The organism is Methanocorpusculum sp. GPch4 (assembly GCF_012062385.1).
Taxonomy (GTDB): Archaea; Halobacteriota; Methanomicrobia; order Methanomicrobiales; family Methanocorpusculaceae; genus Methanocorpusculum; species Methanocorpusculum parvum.
The window spans coordinates 1-16100 of record NZ_SIJA01000068.1; the positions used below are offsets into that span (position 1 = coordinate 1).

Below are 16100 nucleotides of genomic sequence, written 5' to 3' on the forward strand. Positions count from 1 at the left end.
AGCCCGAAACGGAGAGTAAACCGAAGGTTTGCGAACAAGTGAGGGCTGCAAGCCCGAAACGGAGAGTAAACCGAAGGTTTGCGAACAAGTGAGGGCTGCAAGCCCGAAACGGAGAGTAAACCGAAGGTTTGCGAACAAGTGTGGGCTGCAAGCCCGAAACGGAGAGTAAACCGAAGGTTTGCGAACAAGTGTGGGCTGCAAGCCCGAAACGGAGAGTAAATCTCTGATTTGCGAGCAGGCTCGCCCTAAGTTGAGTGAGGCTTTGCCTTGTGTGAGTTACTTCATCGTGAATGATACTGGCAAGGCGTTGGATTAACGTGAAACTGGAAAATTTTTCCCAATTAGATTATTCAAATAGTGTCAACTGACAGTTATTGTGTAGTATCTTTGTCCAGATATACATAAAACAAAATAGGAGGTGACTTATGATGAATCTAACAAAAGACCACTGTGTAACTCTTTAGTAATCTCAACACGTTCGTCCACTGAGTCAAGAAGTTCATTATTGCAGGCTCCACTTATATAATAAAGAGAAACAATGACGCCTGCGTCTTTTGCCTGCTGGATTGCGGGGACAAAGTCACTATCTCCTGCGATAATTACTGCTTTGTCAATGTACCCCTTCCATGCAAGACTGACTAGTTCAATTGCTAACAGGATATCTACTTTTTTCTGGTGAAATTCGTCATCAGATATTTTCTGTAATTTTCCAAGCCTTACCTCAAACCTAGGAAATCTACGAATTTTAGAGATGAACTTATCTTTTTTTGAGTATCTTTCGTTCTCTTCTTTGGTTGGTGGTTGAGATTGATACGGCATACATGCATAATAATATGCCCGAAGAAGCCTCCCCTCTGTTCCAACTGCATGTTCCACTAATTTTTTATAATCAAGTTTTCCTCGGAATCCATTTTTTTGCAGAGAATCCAAGTATCCTCCATCAATGAAAACAGCAGTACGTTCTACCATAAGAAAAGTCCTAAAAACTATCATCCCATGAGGACACTAATGTATCCTCAGGAACAATAGCGAGTATAACATTATACTAATTGTATTTACCACATAAAAAGATTTTTGGTGTAGATATTTTCTCTGCTGTTTTCCAATTGTTGTTGGTGAATAGGATGTGTCATCATTAAACAATTTGGGAGAGTTTCATTATGGTCGAAAATTTTTACTGTATGATATTTCGGTCAAGGGCGGATATGTAACTGACTGTGTGGGGTGATAAGTATTTATAACTGATTTTTATATGTTTTCGGTACATGATTATTAATTTCTCATGTTCTGAGAGCGTGGAATACATTTTCTCTATTTTATACTATCATCTTCCCAATTCAAATTGGATATTCTAAACTGATAGTGAAAAACAACACCTCAACATATTTCGGATCCCCTATCCTTTCAGGATACAATCTGTTCCATTCCAATTGAAGATACTCTAGATAGTCAGCATTCCACTCCTGTATCCGGTTATTCTTTGCACACTCGATCAAATATTCTGAATTCAGTTTGTTATACAGCTCCTGACCCCGCTCTTCAGGTATATCATCCATATTACAATAAATAGTCCCTTCTTCATGATTATCATTCCTCAAAATCCCGCAGGAAACAAGATTATTTTCGAAATCAGACACCAGAAATTTTATGGTGGTTTACACTCTCGCAAAAAAAGAGAATGACTTCTTCCGAATCAAAAAATAAGATTCCCCGCCGCGTCGGGCTCCACGCCGACTCGCAAGTCTAGCGACTTGGCCGCAAGTTTCCTTCGAAAACTTGCTTCGCTAAGATCGCCGGCTGCGCCGCCGATCCGCCTCAGCTAAGGCCGCCCCTTCGGGGCAGCCCGCAGTCACTCCCCCGCACCCCAAAATCAGAAAAGAGATTGGGATATTGGGGAAATCCCCATATGAAAATAGAAGAATCGACTGAATGTAACAGCAGAACAACCCGCACGCGGGTTTTTCCCCAGCATTTGTCCAAGAGCCAAAGGCTCTTGAGACGTCTCACGAGCTTTCAGCTCGTGGACTTTTCCAGACGGGGTGCGATTCCTGCGTAGGCGAAGCCCAAACAGGCAAAGCCTGTTTGAGGCGGCACGCAAATCTCCGATTTGCACGCATAAGCCGGAGCAGAGCACGCAGGCGCAAGAAAAATGCGATTCAAGCGAGGGCTGGAAGCCCGAAGCGGAGAGCAAATCTTTGATTTGCGAACGCGAGAATTCGCGGTGGGCTTTCTCATGTGTCCGCACTTATCCCAACTCCTTTCCTTTCTCCCATGCATATCCACCCAGCCTATTTTATTATTTTCGTGTGATGGACGGGTTGGACGCGAGCAAGGCTTTGCCTTGTGACCAAATATTTAATTTGCGACCAAGTCGAGAGACGTGCGAGCGGGTGAGCACATCTTTCTTTTTTAACAGGACGTCTAATCTTGCTTGTGTTGCCCCAAAGTAGTATAATAAAGGTGTTTATTTTTCACCAAAGTGATATCAAAAAAGTGCGCAACTTACACAAACTTAATATTGAAATGGTGTGTAATTATTATTGATGCAAAGGCTTCTCTATACTGATCTTGTAAAATGGAAGGATGATCCCGATCGTAAACCGCTCATAGTAAAAGGCGTTCGTCAGTGCGGGAAAACATGGCTTCTCAACACGTTCAGTCAGGATTGTTTTGAAGACGCGGCGTATTTTAACTTTGAAAAGTCAGCTGACCTTTGCACAATATTTGAAAAAGATCTCGAGCCTCAAAGGATCATAGAGGAGCTTGGTTTTCAGCGCGGAAAAAAAATCGAGCCGGGTGTGACTCTTCTGATATTCGATGAGATACAGGCATGTCCCAATGCGATCACCTCGCTCAAATATTTTTGTGAAGACCTGAAAACATTGCATCTGGTGTGTGCCGGATCGTTACTAGGAACCGCACTTGCCGCCTGTAAGTCATTTCCGGTCGGTAAAGTCGACATCCTTACATTACGCCCGTTATCTTTCCCGGAGTTTCTGCTTGCCTCGGAGAATTCATACCTTTATGAAGAGCTCAAAAAGAAGCAAATTGAAGATATCCCGAAATCGATTCTTCCAAAACTGGAATCTCTTTATCGTGAGTATTTGATGACCGGAGGTATGCCGGAGGTTGTGAATACCTGGCTTACAACGCGTGACATCTCGGAGGTCGAACGAATTCTTGACGCTGTTCTCGAGATGTACCAGAAAGATTTTGCCAGACATGTGCCAAAATCTGACTATCCGAAGGTAACACTCATCTGGGATTCGATACCAGGCCAGCTTGCAAAAGACAATAAAAAATTCATCTTTTCTCATGTCAAAACTGGTGCCAAATCACGCGATCTGGAAGATGCGTTACAGTGGCTTGCCGATGCGGGGTTGGTTTATAAAGTTCTGAAAGTGGACGTTCCGGATTATCCCTTGTCAAAATTTGCGGATACGACGTATTTCAAATTATATTTCTGCGATGCAGGGTTGCTGAGGCGTTTGAGTAATTTTCCTGCCGTCGCTTTAATGTCTCCGGATCCTCAGTTCGCATTCATGCGGGGAGCACTGACAGAGAATTTTGTTCTGACTGAATTGATAGCAGCTAAATCCGTCACACCGTATTTCTGGAAATCCGGAAATAAGGCTGAAGTCGATTTTGTTTTTCAGGATGATATGCTGATGATCCCAATAGAGGCAAAAGCATCACGAAATACGCAGGCAAAGAGTTTGAAAGAATATAGAAGAAGATACAAGCCAAAATATGCATTACGGGCAAGCCTTGAACTACCCGGTATCCATACGGATGCATGCGGTGTCGTTTTGGATGTGCCGCTGTATCTCCTCTGGAATATCGATGCGTATCTCGTTCAGTGAAATGGACAATTCAGGATACTTTTTTTCAAAATCCGGGCGAAAATAGGGAGGATCATTTCACCGATAATAACCCCATATATTCAGGACACTGTACTAATACGAAAAGATTTAGTCGTCGCCCCGCAGTCGCAAGTTCTCACTTACGTTCGAACTTGCTCAGCTAAGGCCGCCCCTACGGGTCGGCCCGCCGCTCGCAAGTCTCTCGACTTGGTCGCAAGTTTCCTTCGAAAACTTGCTTCGCTAAGATCGCCGGCTGCGCCGCCGATCCGCCTCAGCTGAGGTCGGCCGCTTTCAGCGGCCAACCCGCAACTCGCAACTCCCTTTCGCTTCGCTCAGGAACTTGCTCTGCTGAGGTCGTCGACTTCGTCGCCAACCCGCAATCGCAAGTTCTCACTTACGTTCGAACTTGCTTCGCTAAGGGCGAGCCTGACGGCTCACCCCGCAGTCGAATGATTAATTGGTTCTAACATCCAACTATCATTCATTATGGATGTCTCCCCCGAAATCTGGATAGAAAAATACCGGCCCAAAAATCTCGCCGAAGTCGTCGGGCAGCAGGACGTCGTCGAACGGCTCCGCTCCTATGTCGCGACCCGGGCCCTTCCGCATCTCCTCTTCACCGGATCGGCAGGCGTCGGAAAAACCACCTGCGCCGTTGCCTTGGCCCGCGAAATGTTCGGCGACACCTGGAACATGAACTTCCGCGAACTCAACGCCTCCGATGAACGCGGGATCGATGTGGTCAGAAACCAGATCAAACAGTTCGCACGGACCGCTCCCCTCGGGGAAGCAACATTCAAGATCCTCTTCTTAGACGAAGCGGACGCTTTGACGCAGGATGCCCAGGCCGCCCTTCGCCGGACCATGGAAAACTACGCCGAGACCTGCCGGTTCATCCTTTCCTGCAACTACTCATCGAAAATCATCGACCCGATCCAGTCCCGGTGTGCGATCTACCGGTTCCGTCCCCTCACCGATGACGCGATCTGTCAGGAAATGGCCCGCATCGCAGAAAAAGAAGGGATCACCATCGACGAAGGAGCCTGCGCCGCTCTCACCTACGTATCGCTCGGAGACATGAGAAAAGCGATCAACGCCCTGCAGGGGGCCGCCATCGTCTCGGACCATGTCACCGCCGAAAACATCTACGCCATCACCTCGAATGCAAAACCCGACGAGATCACTGCTCTTCTTTCCCTCTGTCTGGAAGGCGACTTTGAGACCGCGGAGAGGATGCTCCATACCCTCATGTATGAAAAGGGGATCGCGCCGAATGAACTCCTAAACCAGCTCTACCGGGAGATCTCCCGTTCCGAGACCCTCGACCGCCGGCTCAAAGTCGATCTCATCGACCACCTCGGCGAAGCAGACTTCCGCATGAGCGAAGGGGCCGACGCCGACATCCAGATGGACGCCCTGCTTGCACGGTTCGTCCGTTCAGGAATGAACTAAAAAATCTAAAACCCGCTTCTCTCGAGCTCGTCCCCGATCCTCGCAAGAAGCAGTTTGTCCCCATCCATTTTTGCCAGATCCTCTGCTGCCGAAAGATACTTCACCGCCAGTTCCACCTCCCCCTCCTCAAGCCGGATCAGACCCCGGCCGAGGTAGGCAAGTGCAGACCAGTGGGGATCTTTTTGCTCTGCAGATCTGAGGATCTCGGCAAAATCCTCCTCTGCTTTCCCCAGATCGCCGATCTCCAGATACAGCTCCGCACGGTTGTATCTGACAGGACAGGCTGAAGGCTGGCGGACGAGAGCAGAAGTATAATCAGCTATCGCCTTATCTCTGGCGCCGGTTTCCTGAAAACAGACCCCGCGGTAATAATAATAGTTCGCATTCTCCGGGCTTTCCTGCAGCGCGTGCGTAAAGCACCCTGCCGCTCCGGTAAAATCCCGGGCCGCAAACAACACAAGACCCTCTTTGAACATCCCGTCTCCGCGGCTCATTTCTTCCAGCCGGAAAGCACCCCGGCAGTGATCCGCCGGACAAACGGATTTTCATCATCCAGCAGCGGCGAGACGACCGGCAGAAGATCGCCGGTTCCGCAGCGTCCAAGTGACTTGACCGCCATATACCGGACATGATCCTTTTCATCGCAAAGGAGCGGGGTAAGGAGAGGGACGCCCGCCGGCTCGGCAGTGAATCCGATGATCTCGGCCGCACGATACCGAAGCCGCCACTCGGGATCAGTCAGAAGCGGGCGGATCGCGTCGATGACCGCCGGACCCAGGGCCCCGAGGTTTTCTGCGGCAAGCTGACGTTCCTCTTTCTTTGCCGAATGAAGAAGCGCGAGGTACGCCGATAGTGCAGATGTCATAGTTAGATTGTACTAATCATATCATATTTCATACTTTCGATTTTTATCATATGAATGAGTTTGGCTTGCCAAACTTAATATTACGATTGCGAACATTTAGTCATACTAATTTATGTGTGTGAATAACCTATCAAAACGTATGAGTGTGAAAGGTCTCTTACTGGTCGGTCATGGAAGCAGACTCCAGTACAACAAGGAGCTGATAACAACGACCGCCGAGATGATGAAAGAGCACGGCGGTGACTATCTGATCAGATCCTGTTTTCTTGAATACAGCAATCCGACCGTTGCCGAAGGTCTGGATCTTATGCGAAGCGAGGATTTGGAGATCCTCATCGTCGTCCCGCTTTTCCTTGCAAAAGGGATCCATATCCTGCGTGACATCCCAAAGATCCTCGGGCTTGAAGCCGGAAAAAAACGCGGGACCTTCACGCTTGCTGACGGCCGCGTGATCCCTCTCGTCTATGCCGAGCCGATCGGGATTGATCCGCTGCTCGCAGAACTGATGCTCAAGAATGCGGCCAATGCCCTCACTCTTCCGGAGGATGCATGAAGGTCCTCGTTCTCGACACGATCCACGGCGGAACGATCCTTGCCGAAGCTCTTCTTCGAAACGGCGACGATGTGGACGCGTTGGATGTTTACCGGGGTGTCGGTCTCACGCCCGAAGAGGCCGCTTCCCGGCAGTATGATCTGATCACCTCCCCGGTCCATCTCGATCCGGCATATCCCCTCCTCAATACAAAAACCCCGGCCATCTCCCATCATGAAATGACCCGCCGCCTCGCCGGTCCTCTGCCGAAAACGGTCATCGAAGTGACCGGCGCACGGGGAAAAACCACCGTGTCGTTTGCGATCGCGTCACTTTTCACGACAAAAGGCGTGCTTCACACGAGCCGCGGCACCTATGTGTATCCGGACGGGACCATGCTTTGGAAAAAGAGCATCACGCCCGCGTCGGTTCTTCTCGCCGCAGGAGGAGCGAAGACGCATCATGCGGAATGGCTCGTTGCCGAAGTCTCCGCAGGCGTTACCGGGATCGGCACACTCGGCGTTCTGACATCCCCGGACGATTATCCTATCGCCGCAGGAAAGAAGAGCGCCCTTGCCGCAAAACTTGAGTCGCTTGCAAAATGCACAACCGTTCTCGTCCCAAAGGGTGTTCCGCTGAAAGCCGGCTGGCATGTCATCGACGATCTCGTATCCGTCGAAGGCGATGTCCTTTCCTGGAACGGCGGATCGTTCAGAAATCCGCTCCTTACGCTCGCCGGATACCGCGAGCCGCTCAAATGCGCCGCGGCCGCCGGTCTTCTGCTCGGCCTGGACCCCGGCAGGCTTGCGGGATTTGCCGCGATCGAAGGACGTATGCAGTATTATATTGAAGACGGCGTGCCGTTCCTCGACAACGCAAACAGCGGAACGACAAAGGCGACCACCCTTGCCGCGGCCGCCTACCTTAGGAACCTTGTTCCAAACAAAGAGATCGTTCTCGTGATCGGGGAGGAACATAAGGCCGTCTGTGAGGGATTTTTGGATGACGCTATCCGTCAGACGATCGAAGACATCTCCCCGGTCCAGACGATCGCCGTGAGCAAAACAGGAGGTCTGAACTTCGCGGACGCCAGGGTCCGGGCTCTTTCGCTTGCAAAAGAACACAACGCGGCAGTTCTTCTCGCCGTAAAAACCTGGAGATAACAATGCGGTACGTTCAGCCGCGTCCAAGCTCCATTGTTGCAGCCCTTTACACCCTTCGGGATCTGAATGTCGATCTCGCGATCCTTCACGGCCCGTCCGGGTGTTCATTCAAACACGCCCGACTCCTGGAGGAGGACGGGATCCGCGTTCTGACGACCTCGCTTGGGGACGAGGAGTTCATCTTCGGCGGGCAGAACATCCTCGAAGATGTTCTCCGGTATGCGGAAAAGGAGTTTTCTCCCCGCCGGATCGCCGTTGTCGGGACCTGTGTTTCGATGATCATCGGCGAGGATCTCGATGCCGCGATCGAAGCATCCGGCATCACGACCCCCGCGATCGGGGTCTCGATCCATGCAGGATTTCGCGAGAACATCGCCGGGGTCATCGCCGCGCTCGAGCCGGCGGCAAAAGCCGGCTGGATCTCCGAGGAGGAACTCGAACGGCAGAGAGGCGTCCTTGCCTCCGCGAACCAGACCGAACGGGACCGGGGAGCTGCCTGCAAAACCTACATCGCCCCGTCACGCGGCGATCTGAAACATGTTGCCGCCGCAAAACTCGCCGAGCTGCTTCGTTCCGGGAAAAAAGGCATGGCGATCATGAACGCAAAGAAGGAGACGGCGTATATGTTCGCCGACCATCTCTGCGCCGTGTATGAATGTGCGCCGGAAGCGAACGTTACCTTTGTCGCAAACCTCGAAGCCCGCGGTCTGCCGAAGGTAAGAGCAGACGCCGCGATGATCCTTGCGGAGCTGCGTGCCCGCGGGATCGATCCGGAACTCATCGGAGCCCTGGACGAGTACGGCGGAAACGGCCCGCGGATCGCGGAAAGGATCGCGGAGGTGAAACCCGAGTTCATTCTTCTCGTCGGGGTCCCGCACGCAGTTTCGCCCGCCGCCCTCGCAGGCATTACGGTATTTTCCGTCACGAACGGGCCGCGTCAGGTCCTCCCCTTAAAAGAGCAGGGACATGCCCATGTCATGGTCGAGGTGGATCTCCATCCAAAAACGCTTGGCGTCCATAATATCGTTGAAAGCGAGTTTGGAGCCGTTCTGCGGAGCATGTGATGAAGTCGCTTCTGATCTCGGGAGACCGTTCCGGCGCCGGAAAAACCAGCATCACGCTCGGTCTTGCCGGCCTTCTTGCAAAGGACGCGGTCGTCCAGACCTACAAGGTCGCGATGGACTACATCGACACATCCTATCTTTCAGGCGTCACCGGCCGGCCTTCCTACAATCTGGACACCTTCGTCCAGACCGATGAGGAGCTCGCCGGTCTTTTCTCCTACGGAGCGAAAAGTGCCGACATCGGGATCGTCGAAGGGGTCCGCGGGCTCTACGAGGGCCGCGACTCGTTCACCGACGTCGGCAGTACCGCGGCGATCGCGAAACGCTTCTCCCTCCCGACGATCCTCGTGGTCGATGCCCGAAGCATCACCAGGTCTGCGGCCGCTCTCGTGAAGGGGTTCCAGGCGTTCGACCCGGAAGTCCGGATCAAAGGCGTGATCCTCAATAACACCGGCGGCGGACATCACGTGACCAAGGCGACCGAGGCGATAGAATATTACTGCGGGATCCCCGTTCTCGGCGCAGTCCCGCGAAGCCCGGAGATGGATCTTTCCATGCGGCATCTCGGTCTCGTTCCGTTCGTGGAAGGGATGCGGGACCAGGGTTTTGCCAAAACGATCGAAGGGATCATCCGGCATGTCGGGGCCCACGTGGATCTCGAGGCGATCAAAGCCCTCGCGGAAGATGTGACGCCGGAGCCTAATCAGGTCACCGGATCGCTTGCCTCCCGGCCGGCGGCATCGCGAAGGATCGCGGTCGCCTTTGACGAGGCGTTCACCTTTTACTACGGCGAGCTGGAAGCAGTTTTACAGAGTCAGGGCTGTGAGGTCACAAAATTCAGCCCGCTCCATGACACCCTGCCGGAGGCCGACGGGTATATCTTCGGCGGAGGCTACCCGGAAATGTTCGCGGAGGAACTTTCGAGAAACACCGCGATGCGGGAGGCGGTCCTTGCAAAAGCAAAGGCGGGGGTCCCGATCTACGCGGAGTGCGGCGGTCTGATGTACCTCACCCGGTCGATCACCCTGAAAAAAGGCTGGCTGGGAAGGAGCGAGGACGCAGTCTATCCGATGTGCGGGGTCTTTGCCGGCGACACCGTGATGCCTGCCGGAAAGACCCTTCGATATGTGGAAGGATCCGCCGTTCTGTCCGGGAACTCATATCCGTTCAAGGGACACGAGTTCCATTACAGCGGGGTTGTTATGGATCCGGGCACGCGGTTTGTCTACACGCTCTCGCGGGGGACCGGCATAATCGACGGAAAGGACGGTGTTGTTTTCAACAATACTCTCGGCTCCTACACTCATCTGATGCCTGTCTCGGCGAAAGGCATCTTAGCGGAGATCTTCTCTGCAGAGCGTGGAAAACAGTACATTAAAGCGGATTCCCCGCAGACGTTATAGTATGATCCCGCTGTTCCTCGATCTGTCAGAATCCCGTGTCCTCGTGTTCGGCGCGGGTGAGGTTGGAGTCCGGAAAGCCCGCCATTTCACGTCGGCCGCGAGGATGACCATCGTTGCCGAAGATATTTCGCCCGAGATCTTCTCCTTTTCCAATGCCTCCATCAAGCAGCTCGCGATTTCGGATATGGAACCCGAGGATCTCGAGAAACTGATCGGCCGCCACGACATCGTCATTGCCGCCCTTTCGGATGAAAAAGAGAACAAGCGGCTCTGTGCCATCGCAAAAGCAGCCGGAAAGTTATACAACAATGCGACCGGAGAGGGAAACATCCGGATCCCGTCCGTTGTTTCCGGGGCCGAGTATCAGATCGCCGTCACGACCGAAAAAGCGGCCCCTGTCGTCCCGGCCTTCATCAGGACCTATCTGCAGGCGCATCTTCCGTGGCTCGACAATATGATCCTCCTGCAAAACACGCTCCGTGAAGAGCTGAAAACGATCGTTCCCGATCAGGCACGCCGGGCAGAGATCCTCCGGGCCGTGATCGATGATGCGGAGATACAGAATGCCTGCGTATCAGGCGTTCCGTCGACTGAAATCTGTAAAAAATATCTATGAGCCGGACACTTCTTACCGAAATCGCGGTGGCGACCGCAGATCACAGCAAATACCGCGAGGATGTCCTCGGCCTTTTCAGGTTCAAGGATGAAGCCGCCTTTTTTGAAAAAGCCGCCAGGATCTTTCCCGGAGCGGTCCTTCTTGAGACCTGCAACAGGGTCGAGATCCTGGTACACGGGAGTGCCAAGCAGCTGCGGGACTTCCTGCACGGGGAAAACCGGTTCGGGTTCGAGATCCTCGAAAACGAAGCCGCCCTCATGCATCTTCTGGAACTTGCCGCCGGCACGAAGTCGATGATCATCGGCGAGGATCAGATCCTCGGACAGATGCGGCGTTCGCTTTTACTTGCCGAGTCGCACAATACAAATGACGTCATCACCGACGTCTGTCTGAACACCGCGATCCGGGAAGGCGTGTCGATTAGGCAGAAGACCTCCATCAACAAAGGGGCGGTATCCATCGGCTCGGCCGCAGTTCTCCTTGCCGAGGAGCTGATGGGCGATCTCGACGGAAAAAACATCCTCGTCGTCGGCGGCGGCGAGATGGGGACCCTGGTCGCCCGTGCTCTCTGCGAAAAGAATCTCCGGGCGATCTATGTCACGAACCGGTCGTTTGACCGGGCTGTCCTTCTCGCAAATGAGATCAGCGGCCGGGCGATGCGGCTCGATCAGCTCTATCCGTGCATCGCTCTTTCAGACGTCGTGATCTCCTGCACGGGAGCCCCGCACCTGATCATCCATGCGGACGAACTTGCCGAAACGATGAACGAGAGGTTCTGGCCGCTCGATCCAGAGCCCAGGCATCTTCTTTTGATCGACATCGCCCAGCCGCGGGACATCGACGACGCCTGCCGGGACGTTCCCGGCGTCTCGCTGAAAACACTCGACGATCTGAAAACCATCTCCGAAAAGAATCTCGCCGCACGAAAAACCGAGTGCGAGCATGCGGACGTTCTTGCCAAAGCAGCTCTCCCCGAGTTCATCAAGGCCTTCAACCGTGCGGCTTCCGGCGATCTGACAAAGAGCCTCTACACGTGGGCGGAGGAGATCCGTCAGCGTGAAAAGAACAAAGCGCTTTCCCGCCTTAGGGATGCCGATCCCTATCTTGAATCGGTGATCGACGACCTGACAAGCGCTCTAACGAAAAAACTGCTCGAGGATGCGGCGAAAAGCATCCGGGCGAGCGCAGAATGTACCGACACACAGACCGCAGAAAATCTCCTCAAAGCAATAATTTCAGGTGAAGTATCATGTATCCGCAGATCAGAATGAGAAGACTCCGGCAGAATATCCTTCAGCCGATGTTCAGGGAAACGAGACTCGTAAAAGATGAACTGATCATGCCGCTCTTTTTCGACGAGAACGCGGTAAAGCCGGTTCCGATCGCCTCCATGCCCGGTCAGTTCCGCTATCCCCTCTCCTGTGCCGAAGAGGTCGCAGAGGAGATGAAGGCCGCAGGTATCCGCGCTGTTCTTCTGTTCGGGATCCCGAAATGCAAAGACACCGAAGCGGCGGGCGCATTTGCCGAAAACGGCGTCGTTCAGGAAGCGACCAGACGGATCAAAGCCGCGGCTCCCGATCTCGTAGTCATCACCGATACCTGCGCATGCGAATATACTTCGCACGGACACTGCGGGATCCTCTGCGGAAAAGAGCTCGACAACGACGCTTCCCTTCTCCTGATGGAGAAGATCGCGGTCAGTCAGGCGGCTGCCGGAGCAGATATGATCGCCCCGTCCTGCATGCTGGACGGGCAGGTACTCGCGATCCGCGAAGCCCTGGACGAGGCGGGTTTTTCAAACACCCCGGTCATGTCCTACTCGACCAAATTCGCGTCCGCCCTTTACGGTCCGTTCCGCGAAGCCGCCGACTCGGGATTCTCGTTTGGAGACCGGACAAGTTATCAGATGAGCCCGGCAAACCGCAGGGAAGCGATCCGCGAATCCTATCTGGATGAGGTGGAGGGAGCGGATATCCTGATGGTGAAACCCGCAGGATTCTATCTCGACATCCTCCGCGATGTGCGGGAGTCCACGGATATGCCGGTCGCGGCCTATCAGGTCTCGGGCGAGTATTCGATGATCAAAGCCGCCGGAATGAACGGCTGGATCGATGAAAAGAAGATCATGATGGAGTCGCTTCTTGCGATCAAACGTGCAGGTGCCGACTTGATCATCACCTATTTTGCAAAAGAGGCCGCGGAGATGCTGCCATGAAAAGTGAAGAGTTATTTACCACAGCAAAGACCTGCCTTCCGGGCGGGGTCTCAAGTCCGGTGCGTGCGATAAAACCCTATCCGTTTTATGTGAAATCCGCGAGCGGAGCAGTCCTCAAAACAGAAGACGGGGCTTCGCTTATTGACTGCTGCATGGGATACGGCCCCCTGCTTCTCGGTCACGCGAATCCTGTGATCCAAAAGGCGATCGAGGCTCAGCTCGACGCCGGGTGGCTCTACGGCACGCCGACAAAACTCGAGATCGATCTTGCGCAAAGGATCATCCGCGATCATTCATCGATCGAGATGCTCAGATGCGTTTCGACCGGTCTCGAGGCCACGCTTGCCGCGATCCGGCTTGCCCGCGGCTTTACCGGGAAATGCGGGATCGTCAAGCTCGAAGGCGGGTTCCACGGAGCCCATGACGCGGTGTTGATCGCCGCAGGAAGCGGGGCGACCACACACGGAACGCCCGACTCGCTCGGCGTTCCCCCGTCGTTTGCGGCCCAGACGCGTCAGGTTCCGTATAACGACACGGAAGCGCTCGAAGAGCTGCTTTCAAAGGACAAAGAGATCGCCGCATTCATCCTCGAACCGGTGATGGGAAACATCGGCCCGATCCTCCCGGACGACGGCTATCTTGCCGCGGTCCGCGAGATCACAGCGGCCCATGATGTTCTTCTCATCTTCGACGAGGTCATCACCGGATACCGGCTCGGTATCGGCGGAGCGCAGAAAAAATACGGCATAAAACCCGACCTCACCACGCTTGGCAAGATCACCGGCGGGGGTCTCCCGATCGGCGTGTTCGGCGGCAGACGGGACATCATGGAACTTATTTCCCCGTCGGGCGGCGTCTACAATGCCGGAACCTTCAACGGAAATCCCCTTTCGATGGCGGCAGGAATCGCGACAAATGTCTACCTCCACGAAAATGAGAGCCTCTACGGGAAACTCGACGAAAAGACCAGGGCGATCGAAGAGTCGCTGCCGGCGAAGGCTTCCGGCTCGTTTGTGAGACTTGGATCACTCTTCAAGTACTTCTTCAGAAGCACGGCTCCAGGAAACTATCTCGAGGCAAAGCAGTCGGACACCGCCGCTTTCCGCGTCTTCTTCGAGCATGCGCTCAAGAGCGGCGTGTTCATCCCGCCTTCGCAGTTTGAGACCAACTTCCTCTCGACTGCACACGACGCATCCTCGATGGAAAAAATCATCTCGGTATATCAGCATGTCTAAAATACGGATCGGCACAAGGGGCAGTAAACTCGCTCTTGCCCAAACGAAAAAGGTCATCGGTCTTCTTGCAGAGAACGGTATCGAAGCTGAGTATGTTATCATCAAAACGACCGGCGACAACATCACCGACCGCGGTCTTCATCAGATCGGCGGGTTCGGGATGTTTGTGCGGGAACTGGACAATGCGATCCTCCGCGGCGAGATCGACTGCGCTGTCCACAGTATGAAGGACATCCCCGCCGAGCGGCCCAAAGGTCTTCTCACGGTCGCCGTTTTGAAACGTGATCCGCCGTATGATTATCTGGTGATGAACGGGACGATGGAGGATCTGCTGGTGATCGGGACCTCGAGTCTGCGCAGAAAAGCCCAGCTCCTCAGATATTATGCCAACTGCTCAGGGATCCGGGTCGAGATGCTGCGGGGAAATCTGGATACGCGGCTTGCAAAACTGGACGACGGGCTGTATGACGGGATCGTGGTCGCTGAGGCGGGCCTTAAGCGGCTCGATTATAAGCGAAACGGGATCAGGATGCCGGTCGAGATGTTCGTTCCGGCGGCAAATCAGGGGACGGTCGCGGTCGTCAGCCGCGATACCCCTGAACTTCGGGCAGCATTTGCCCCGCTGAACGATCATCAGTCGGCTCTGGACTGCGCGATCGAGCGGATCGTGATGGAAGAGGTCGGCGGCGGATGTTTCACGCCGATGGGGATCTTCTGCGAGAACCAGCATCTCACGGCCGAGGTCCTTTCACTTGACGGGACCCGTGCCGAGCGGATCACGGCGGATGTGATCGATCTTGAGGGAGCGAAAATAGCCGGGATCAAACTCCGGACCGTTGCCGCCGAACTGATCGCCGAGGCGAAGCTTGCTCTCGGCGAATCTGCCGGAGAGGCAAAAAAACCCGGGAAGGTGTATCTCGTCGGGTCAGGTCCGGGGGGCCTTGGTCTTCTGACGTTCCGTGCCCGCGAGGTGATCGATTCCGCGGATGTGATCATGTATGATCAGCTGCCGGGTGACGAGATCATCGCCTCTCTGCCGGAACGTGCAGAGAAGATCGATGTCGGAAAATACGGCGGTCATCACACGATGAAGCAGGAGGATATCGAGAAGCTGCTCGTCGAAAAAGCCCAGGCAGGAGGGATCATCGTCCGGCTGAAGGGCGGAGATCCGTTTTTGTTCGGCCGCGGCGGCGAGGAGATGGAGGTTCTCCGCGAGCACAACATCCCCTGCGAGGCGATCCCCGGGGTCACGAGCGGGATCGCGGTTCCTGAATGTGTGGGGATCCCGGTCACCCACCGGGATTTTGCAAGCCAGGTGACCTTTGTCACGGGCCATGAGAATCCGGAAAAGGAGGTCTCGTCGATCGACTGGAAGTGGCTGGCCGGAAGTCCCGGGACGATCGTGATCTACATGGGCGTGAAAAATCTCGGCAGGATCGCGGAACTCTTGATCGAAAACGGGAGAGATCCGCAGACGAAGATCGCGGTGATCGAACGGGGATTCCGTCCTGATCAGCGGGTGACCTGCGCAACGCTTGAGAATATCGGCGAGGTCGGAGCTCGTGTTGGACTGAAACCTCCGGCGATCATCGTGATCGGCGAAGTGGTCGGGCTGTATAAGGAATAGGAGTTACGCTGTGTTTGGGTCGATCCGATTCAAGCGAGGGTCGAAGACCCGAGTCGGAGAGCAAA

The 16100-nt window shown here is 54.1% G+C and carries 15 protein-coding genes; 11 read left to right on the forward strand and 4 right to left on the reverse strand.

Going from position 1 to position 16100, the window contains the following annotated elements; translation table 11 throughout:
- Positions 1-423 precede the first annotated feature (423 nt).
- Positions 424-969 carry an NYN domain-containing protein gene (locus EYA77_RS05795; protein WP_167816165.1) on the reverse strand — a complete coding sequence of 182 codons (546 nt, stop codon included), beginning with the start codon at positions 967-969 and terminating at the stop codon, positions 424-426.
- Positions 970-1337: 368 nt separating this feature from the next.
- Positions 1338-1637: a hypothetical protein gene (locus EYA77_RS05800; protein ID WP_167816166.1), complete on the reverse strand. Its 300-nt coding sequence runs from the start codon at positions 1635-1637 to the stop codon at positions 1338-1340.
- A 906-nt stretch (positions 1638-2543) separates the two neighbouring features.
- On the opposite strand from EYA77_RS05800, the gene EYA77_RS05805 reads away from it, so the two are divergent.
- Positions 2544-3863, forward strand: a complete 1320-nt coding sequence (locus tag EYA77_RS05805) for an ATP-binding protein (RefSeq protein ID WP_167816167.1) — start codon at positions 2544-2546, stop codon at positions 3861-3863.
- Between the two features lie 486 nt (positions 3864-4349).
- Entirely contained in the window at positions 4350-5315 is a 966-nt protein-coding gene (locus tag EYA77_RS05810) for a replication factor C small subunit (protein ID WP_042700834.1), read from the forward strand.
- Positions 5316-5320: 5 nt separating this feature from the next.
- Here EYA77_RS05810 and EYA77_RS05815 read toward each other — a convergent pair whose 3' ends face one another.
- On the reverse strand, positions 5321-5809 hold the full coding sequence (locus EYA77_RS05815; RefSeq protein ID WP_167816168.1) for a tetratricopeptide repeat protein: 489 nt from the start codon (positions 5807-5809) through the stop codon (positions 5321-5323).
- Entirely contained in the window at positions 5806-6180 is a 375-nt protein-coding gene (locus tag EYA77_RS05820) for a HEAT repeat domain-containing protein (protein ID WP_167816169.1), read from the reverse strand. The genes EYA77_RS05815 and EYA77_RS05820 overlap by 4 nt, the downstream gene beginning before the upstream one ends.
- 139 nt (positions 6181-6319) lie before the next feature.
- Here EYA77_RS05820 and cfbA point away from each other — a divergent pair, with 139 nt between their 5' ends.
- From cfbA to cobA, 9 genes are read left to right on the forward strand one after another with little or no spacing between them, the layout of a single operon-like run.
- Complete coding sequence (cfbA, locus tag EYA77_RS05825; protein WP_042700839.1) at positions 6320-6733, forward strand: sirohydrochlorin nickelochelatase; 414 nt, start codon at positions 6320-6322, stop codon at positions 6731-6733.
- Positions 6730-7875, forward strand: a complete 1146-nt coding sequence (cfbE, locus tag EYA77_RS05830; RefSeq protein WP_167816170.1) for a coenzyme F430 synthase — start codon at positions 6730-6732, stop codon at positions 7873-7875. The genes cfbA and cfbE overlap by 4 nt, the downstream gene beginning before the upstream one ends.
- Positions 7876-7877: 2 nt before the next feature.
- Positions 7878-8939: a Ni-sirohydrochlorin a,c-diamide reductive cyclase catalytic subunit gene (gene cfbD / locus EYA77_RS05835; RefSeq protein WP_167816171.1), complete on the forward strand. Its 1062-nt coding sequence runs from the start codon at positions 7878-7880 to the stop codon at positions 8937-8939.
- Positions 8939-10342, forward strand: a complete 1404-nt coding sequence (gene cfbB, locus EYA77_RS05840; protein WP_167816172.1) for a Ni-sirohydrochlorin a,c-diamide synthase — start codon at positions 8939-8941, stop codon at positions 10340-10342. Before cfbD ends, cfbB begins: the two co-directional genes overlap by 1 nt.
- A gap of 1 nt (position 10343) precedes the next feature.
- Positions 10344-10958, forward strand: a complete 615-nt coding sequence (locus tag EYA77_RS05845) for a bifunctional precorrin-2 dehydrogenase/sirohydrochlorin ferrochelatase (protein WP_167816173.1) — start codon at positions 10344-10346, stop codon at positions 10956-10958.
- The gene (gene hemA / locus EYA77_RS05850) at positions 10955-12229 is read left to right on the forward strand and encodes a glutamyl-tRNA reductase (protein WP_167816174.1); all 1275 of its coding nucleotides are present in this window, start codon (positions 10955-10957) and stop codon (positions 12227-12229) included. The genes EYA77_RS05845 and hemA overlap by 4 nt, the downstream gene beginning before the upstream one ends.
- Entirely contained in the window at positions 12208-13173 is a 966-nt protein-coding gene (hemB, locus tag EYA77_RS05855) for a porphobilinogen synthase (RefSeq protein ID WP_167816175.1), read from the forward strand. Before hemA ends, hemB begins: the two co-directional genes overlap by 22 nt.
- Entirely contained in the window at positions 13170-14408 is a 1239-nt protein-coding gene (locus tag EYA77_RS05860) for a glutamate-1-semialdehyde 2,1-aminomutase (protein ID WP_167816176.1), read from the forward strand. Before hemB ends, EYA77_RS05860 begins: the two co-directional genes overlap by 4 nt.
- Positions 14401-16035, forward strand: coding sequence for a uroporphyrinogen-III C-methyltransferase (gene cobA, locus EYA77_RS09950; protein WP_306463691.1), 1635 nt, complete (start codon positions 14401-14403; stop codon positions 16033-16035). The genes EYA77_RS05860 and cobA overlap by 8 nt, the downstream gene beginning before the upstream one ends.
- Positions 16036-16100 lie beyond the last annotated feature (65 nt).

Bases quoted from the DNA above. Each gene is read 5' to 3' on its own strand.
- cfbD (WP_167816171.1), top strand. From the start codon at position 7,878: ATGCGGTACGTTCAGCCGCGTCCAAGCTCCATTGTTGCAGCCCTTTAC.
- EYA77_RS05845 (WP_167816173.1), top strand. From the start codon at position 10,344: ATGATCCCGCTGTTCCTCGATCTGTCAGAATCCCGTGTCCTCGTGTTC.
- EYA77_RS05795 (WP_167816165.1), bottom strand. From the start codon at position 969: ATGGTAGAACGTACTGCTGTTTTCATTGATGGAGGATACTTGGATTCT.
- hemA (WP_167816174.1), top strand. From the start codon at position 10,955: ATGAGCCGGACACTTCTTACCGAAATCGCGGTGGCGACCGCAGATCAC.
- cfbB (WP_167816172.1), top strand. From the start codon at position 8,939: ATGAAGTCGCTTCTGATCTCGGGAGACCGTTCCGGCGCCGGAAAAACC.
- EYA77_RS05860 (WP_167816176.1), top strand. From the start codon at position 13,170: ATGAAAAGTGAAGAGTTATTTACCACAGCAAAGACCTGCCTTCCGGGC.
- EYA77_RS05815 (WP_167816168.1), bottom strand. From the start codon at position 5,809: ATGAGCCGCGGAGACGGGATGTTCAAAGAGGGTCTTGTGTTGTTTGCG.
- hemB (WP_167816175.1), top strand. From the start codon at position 12,208: ATGTATCCGCAGATCAGAATGAGAAGACTCCGGCAGAATATCCTTCAG.
- cfbA (WP_042700839.1), top strand. From the start codon at position 6,320: ATGAGTGTGAAAGGTCTCTTACTGGTCGGTCATGGAAGCAGACTCCAG.
- cobA (WP_306463691.1), top strand. From the start codon at position 14,401: ATGTCTAAAATACGGATCGGCACAAGGGGCAGTAAACTCGCTCTTGCC.
- EYA77_RS05805 (WP_167816167.1), top strand. From the start codon at position 2,544: ATGCAAAGGCTTCTCTATACTGATCTTGTAAAATGGAAGGATGATCCC.
- EYA77_RS05820 (WP_167816169.1), bottom strand. From the start codon at position 6,180: ATGACATCTGCACTATCGGCGTACCTCGCGCTTCTTCATTCGGCAAAG.
- cfbE (WP_167816170.1), top strand. From the start codon at position 6,730: ATGAAGGTCCTCGTTCTCGACACGATCCACGGCGGAACGATCCTTGCC.
- EYA77_RS05810 (WP_042700834.1), top strand. From the start codon at position 4,350: ATGGATGTCTCCCCCGAAATCTGGATAGAAAAATACCGGCCCAAAAAT.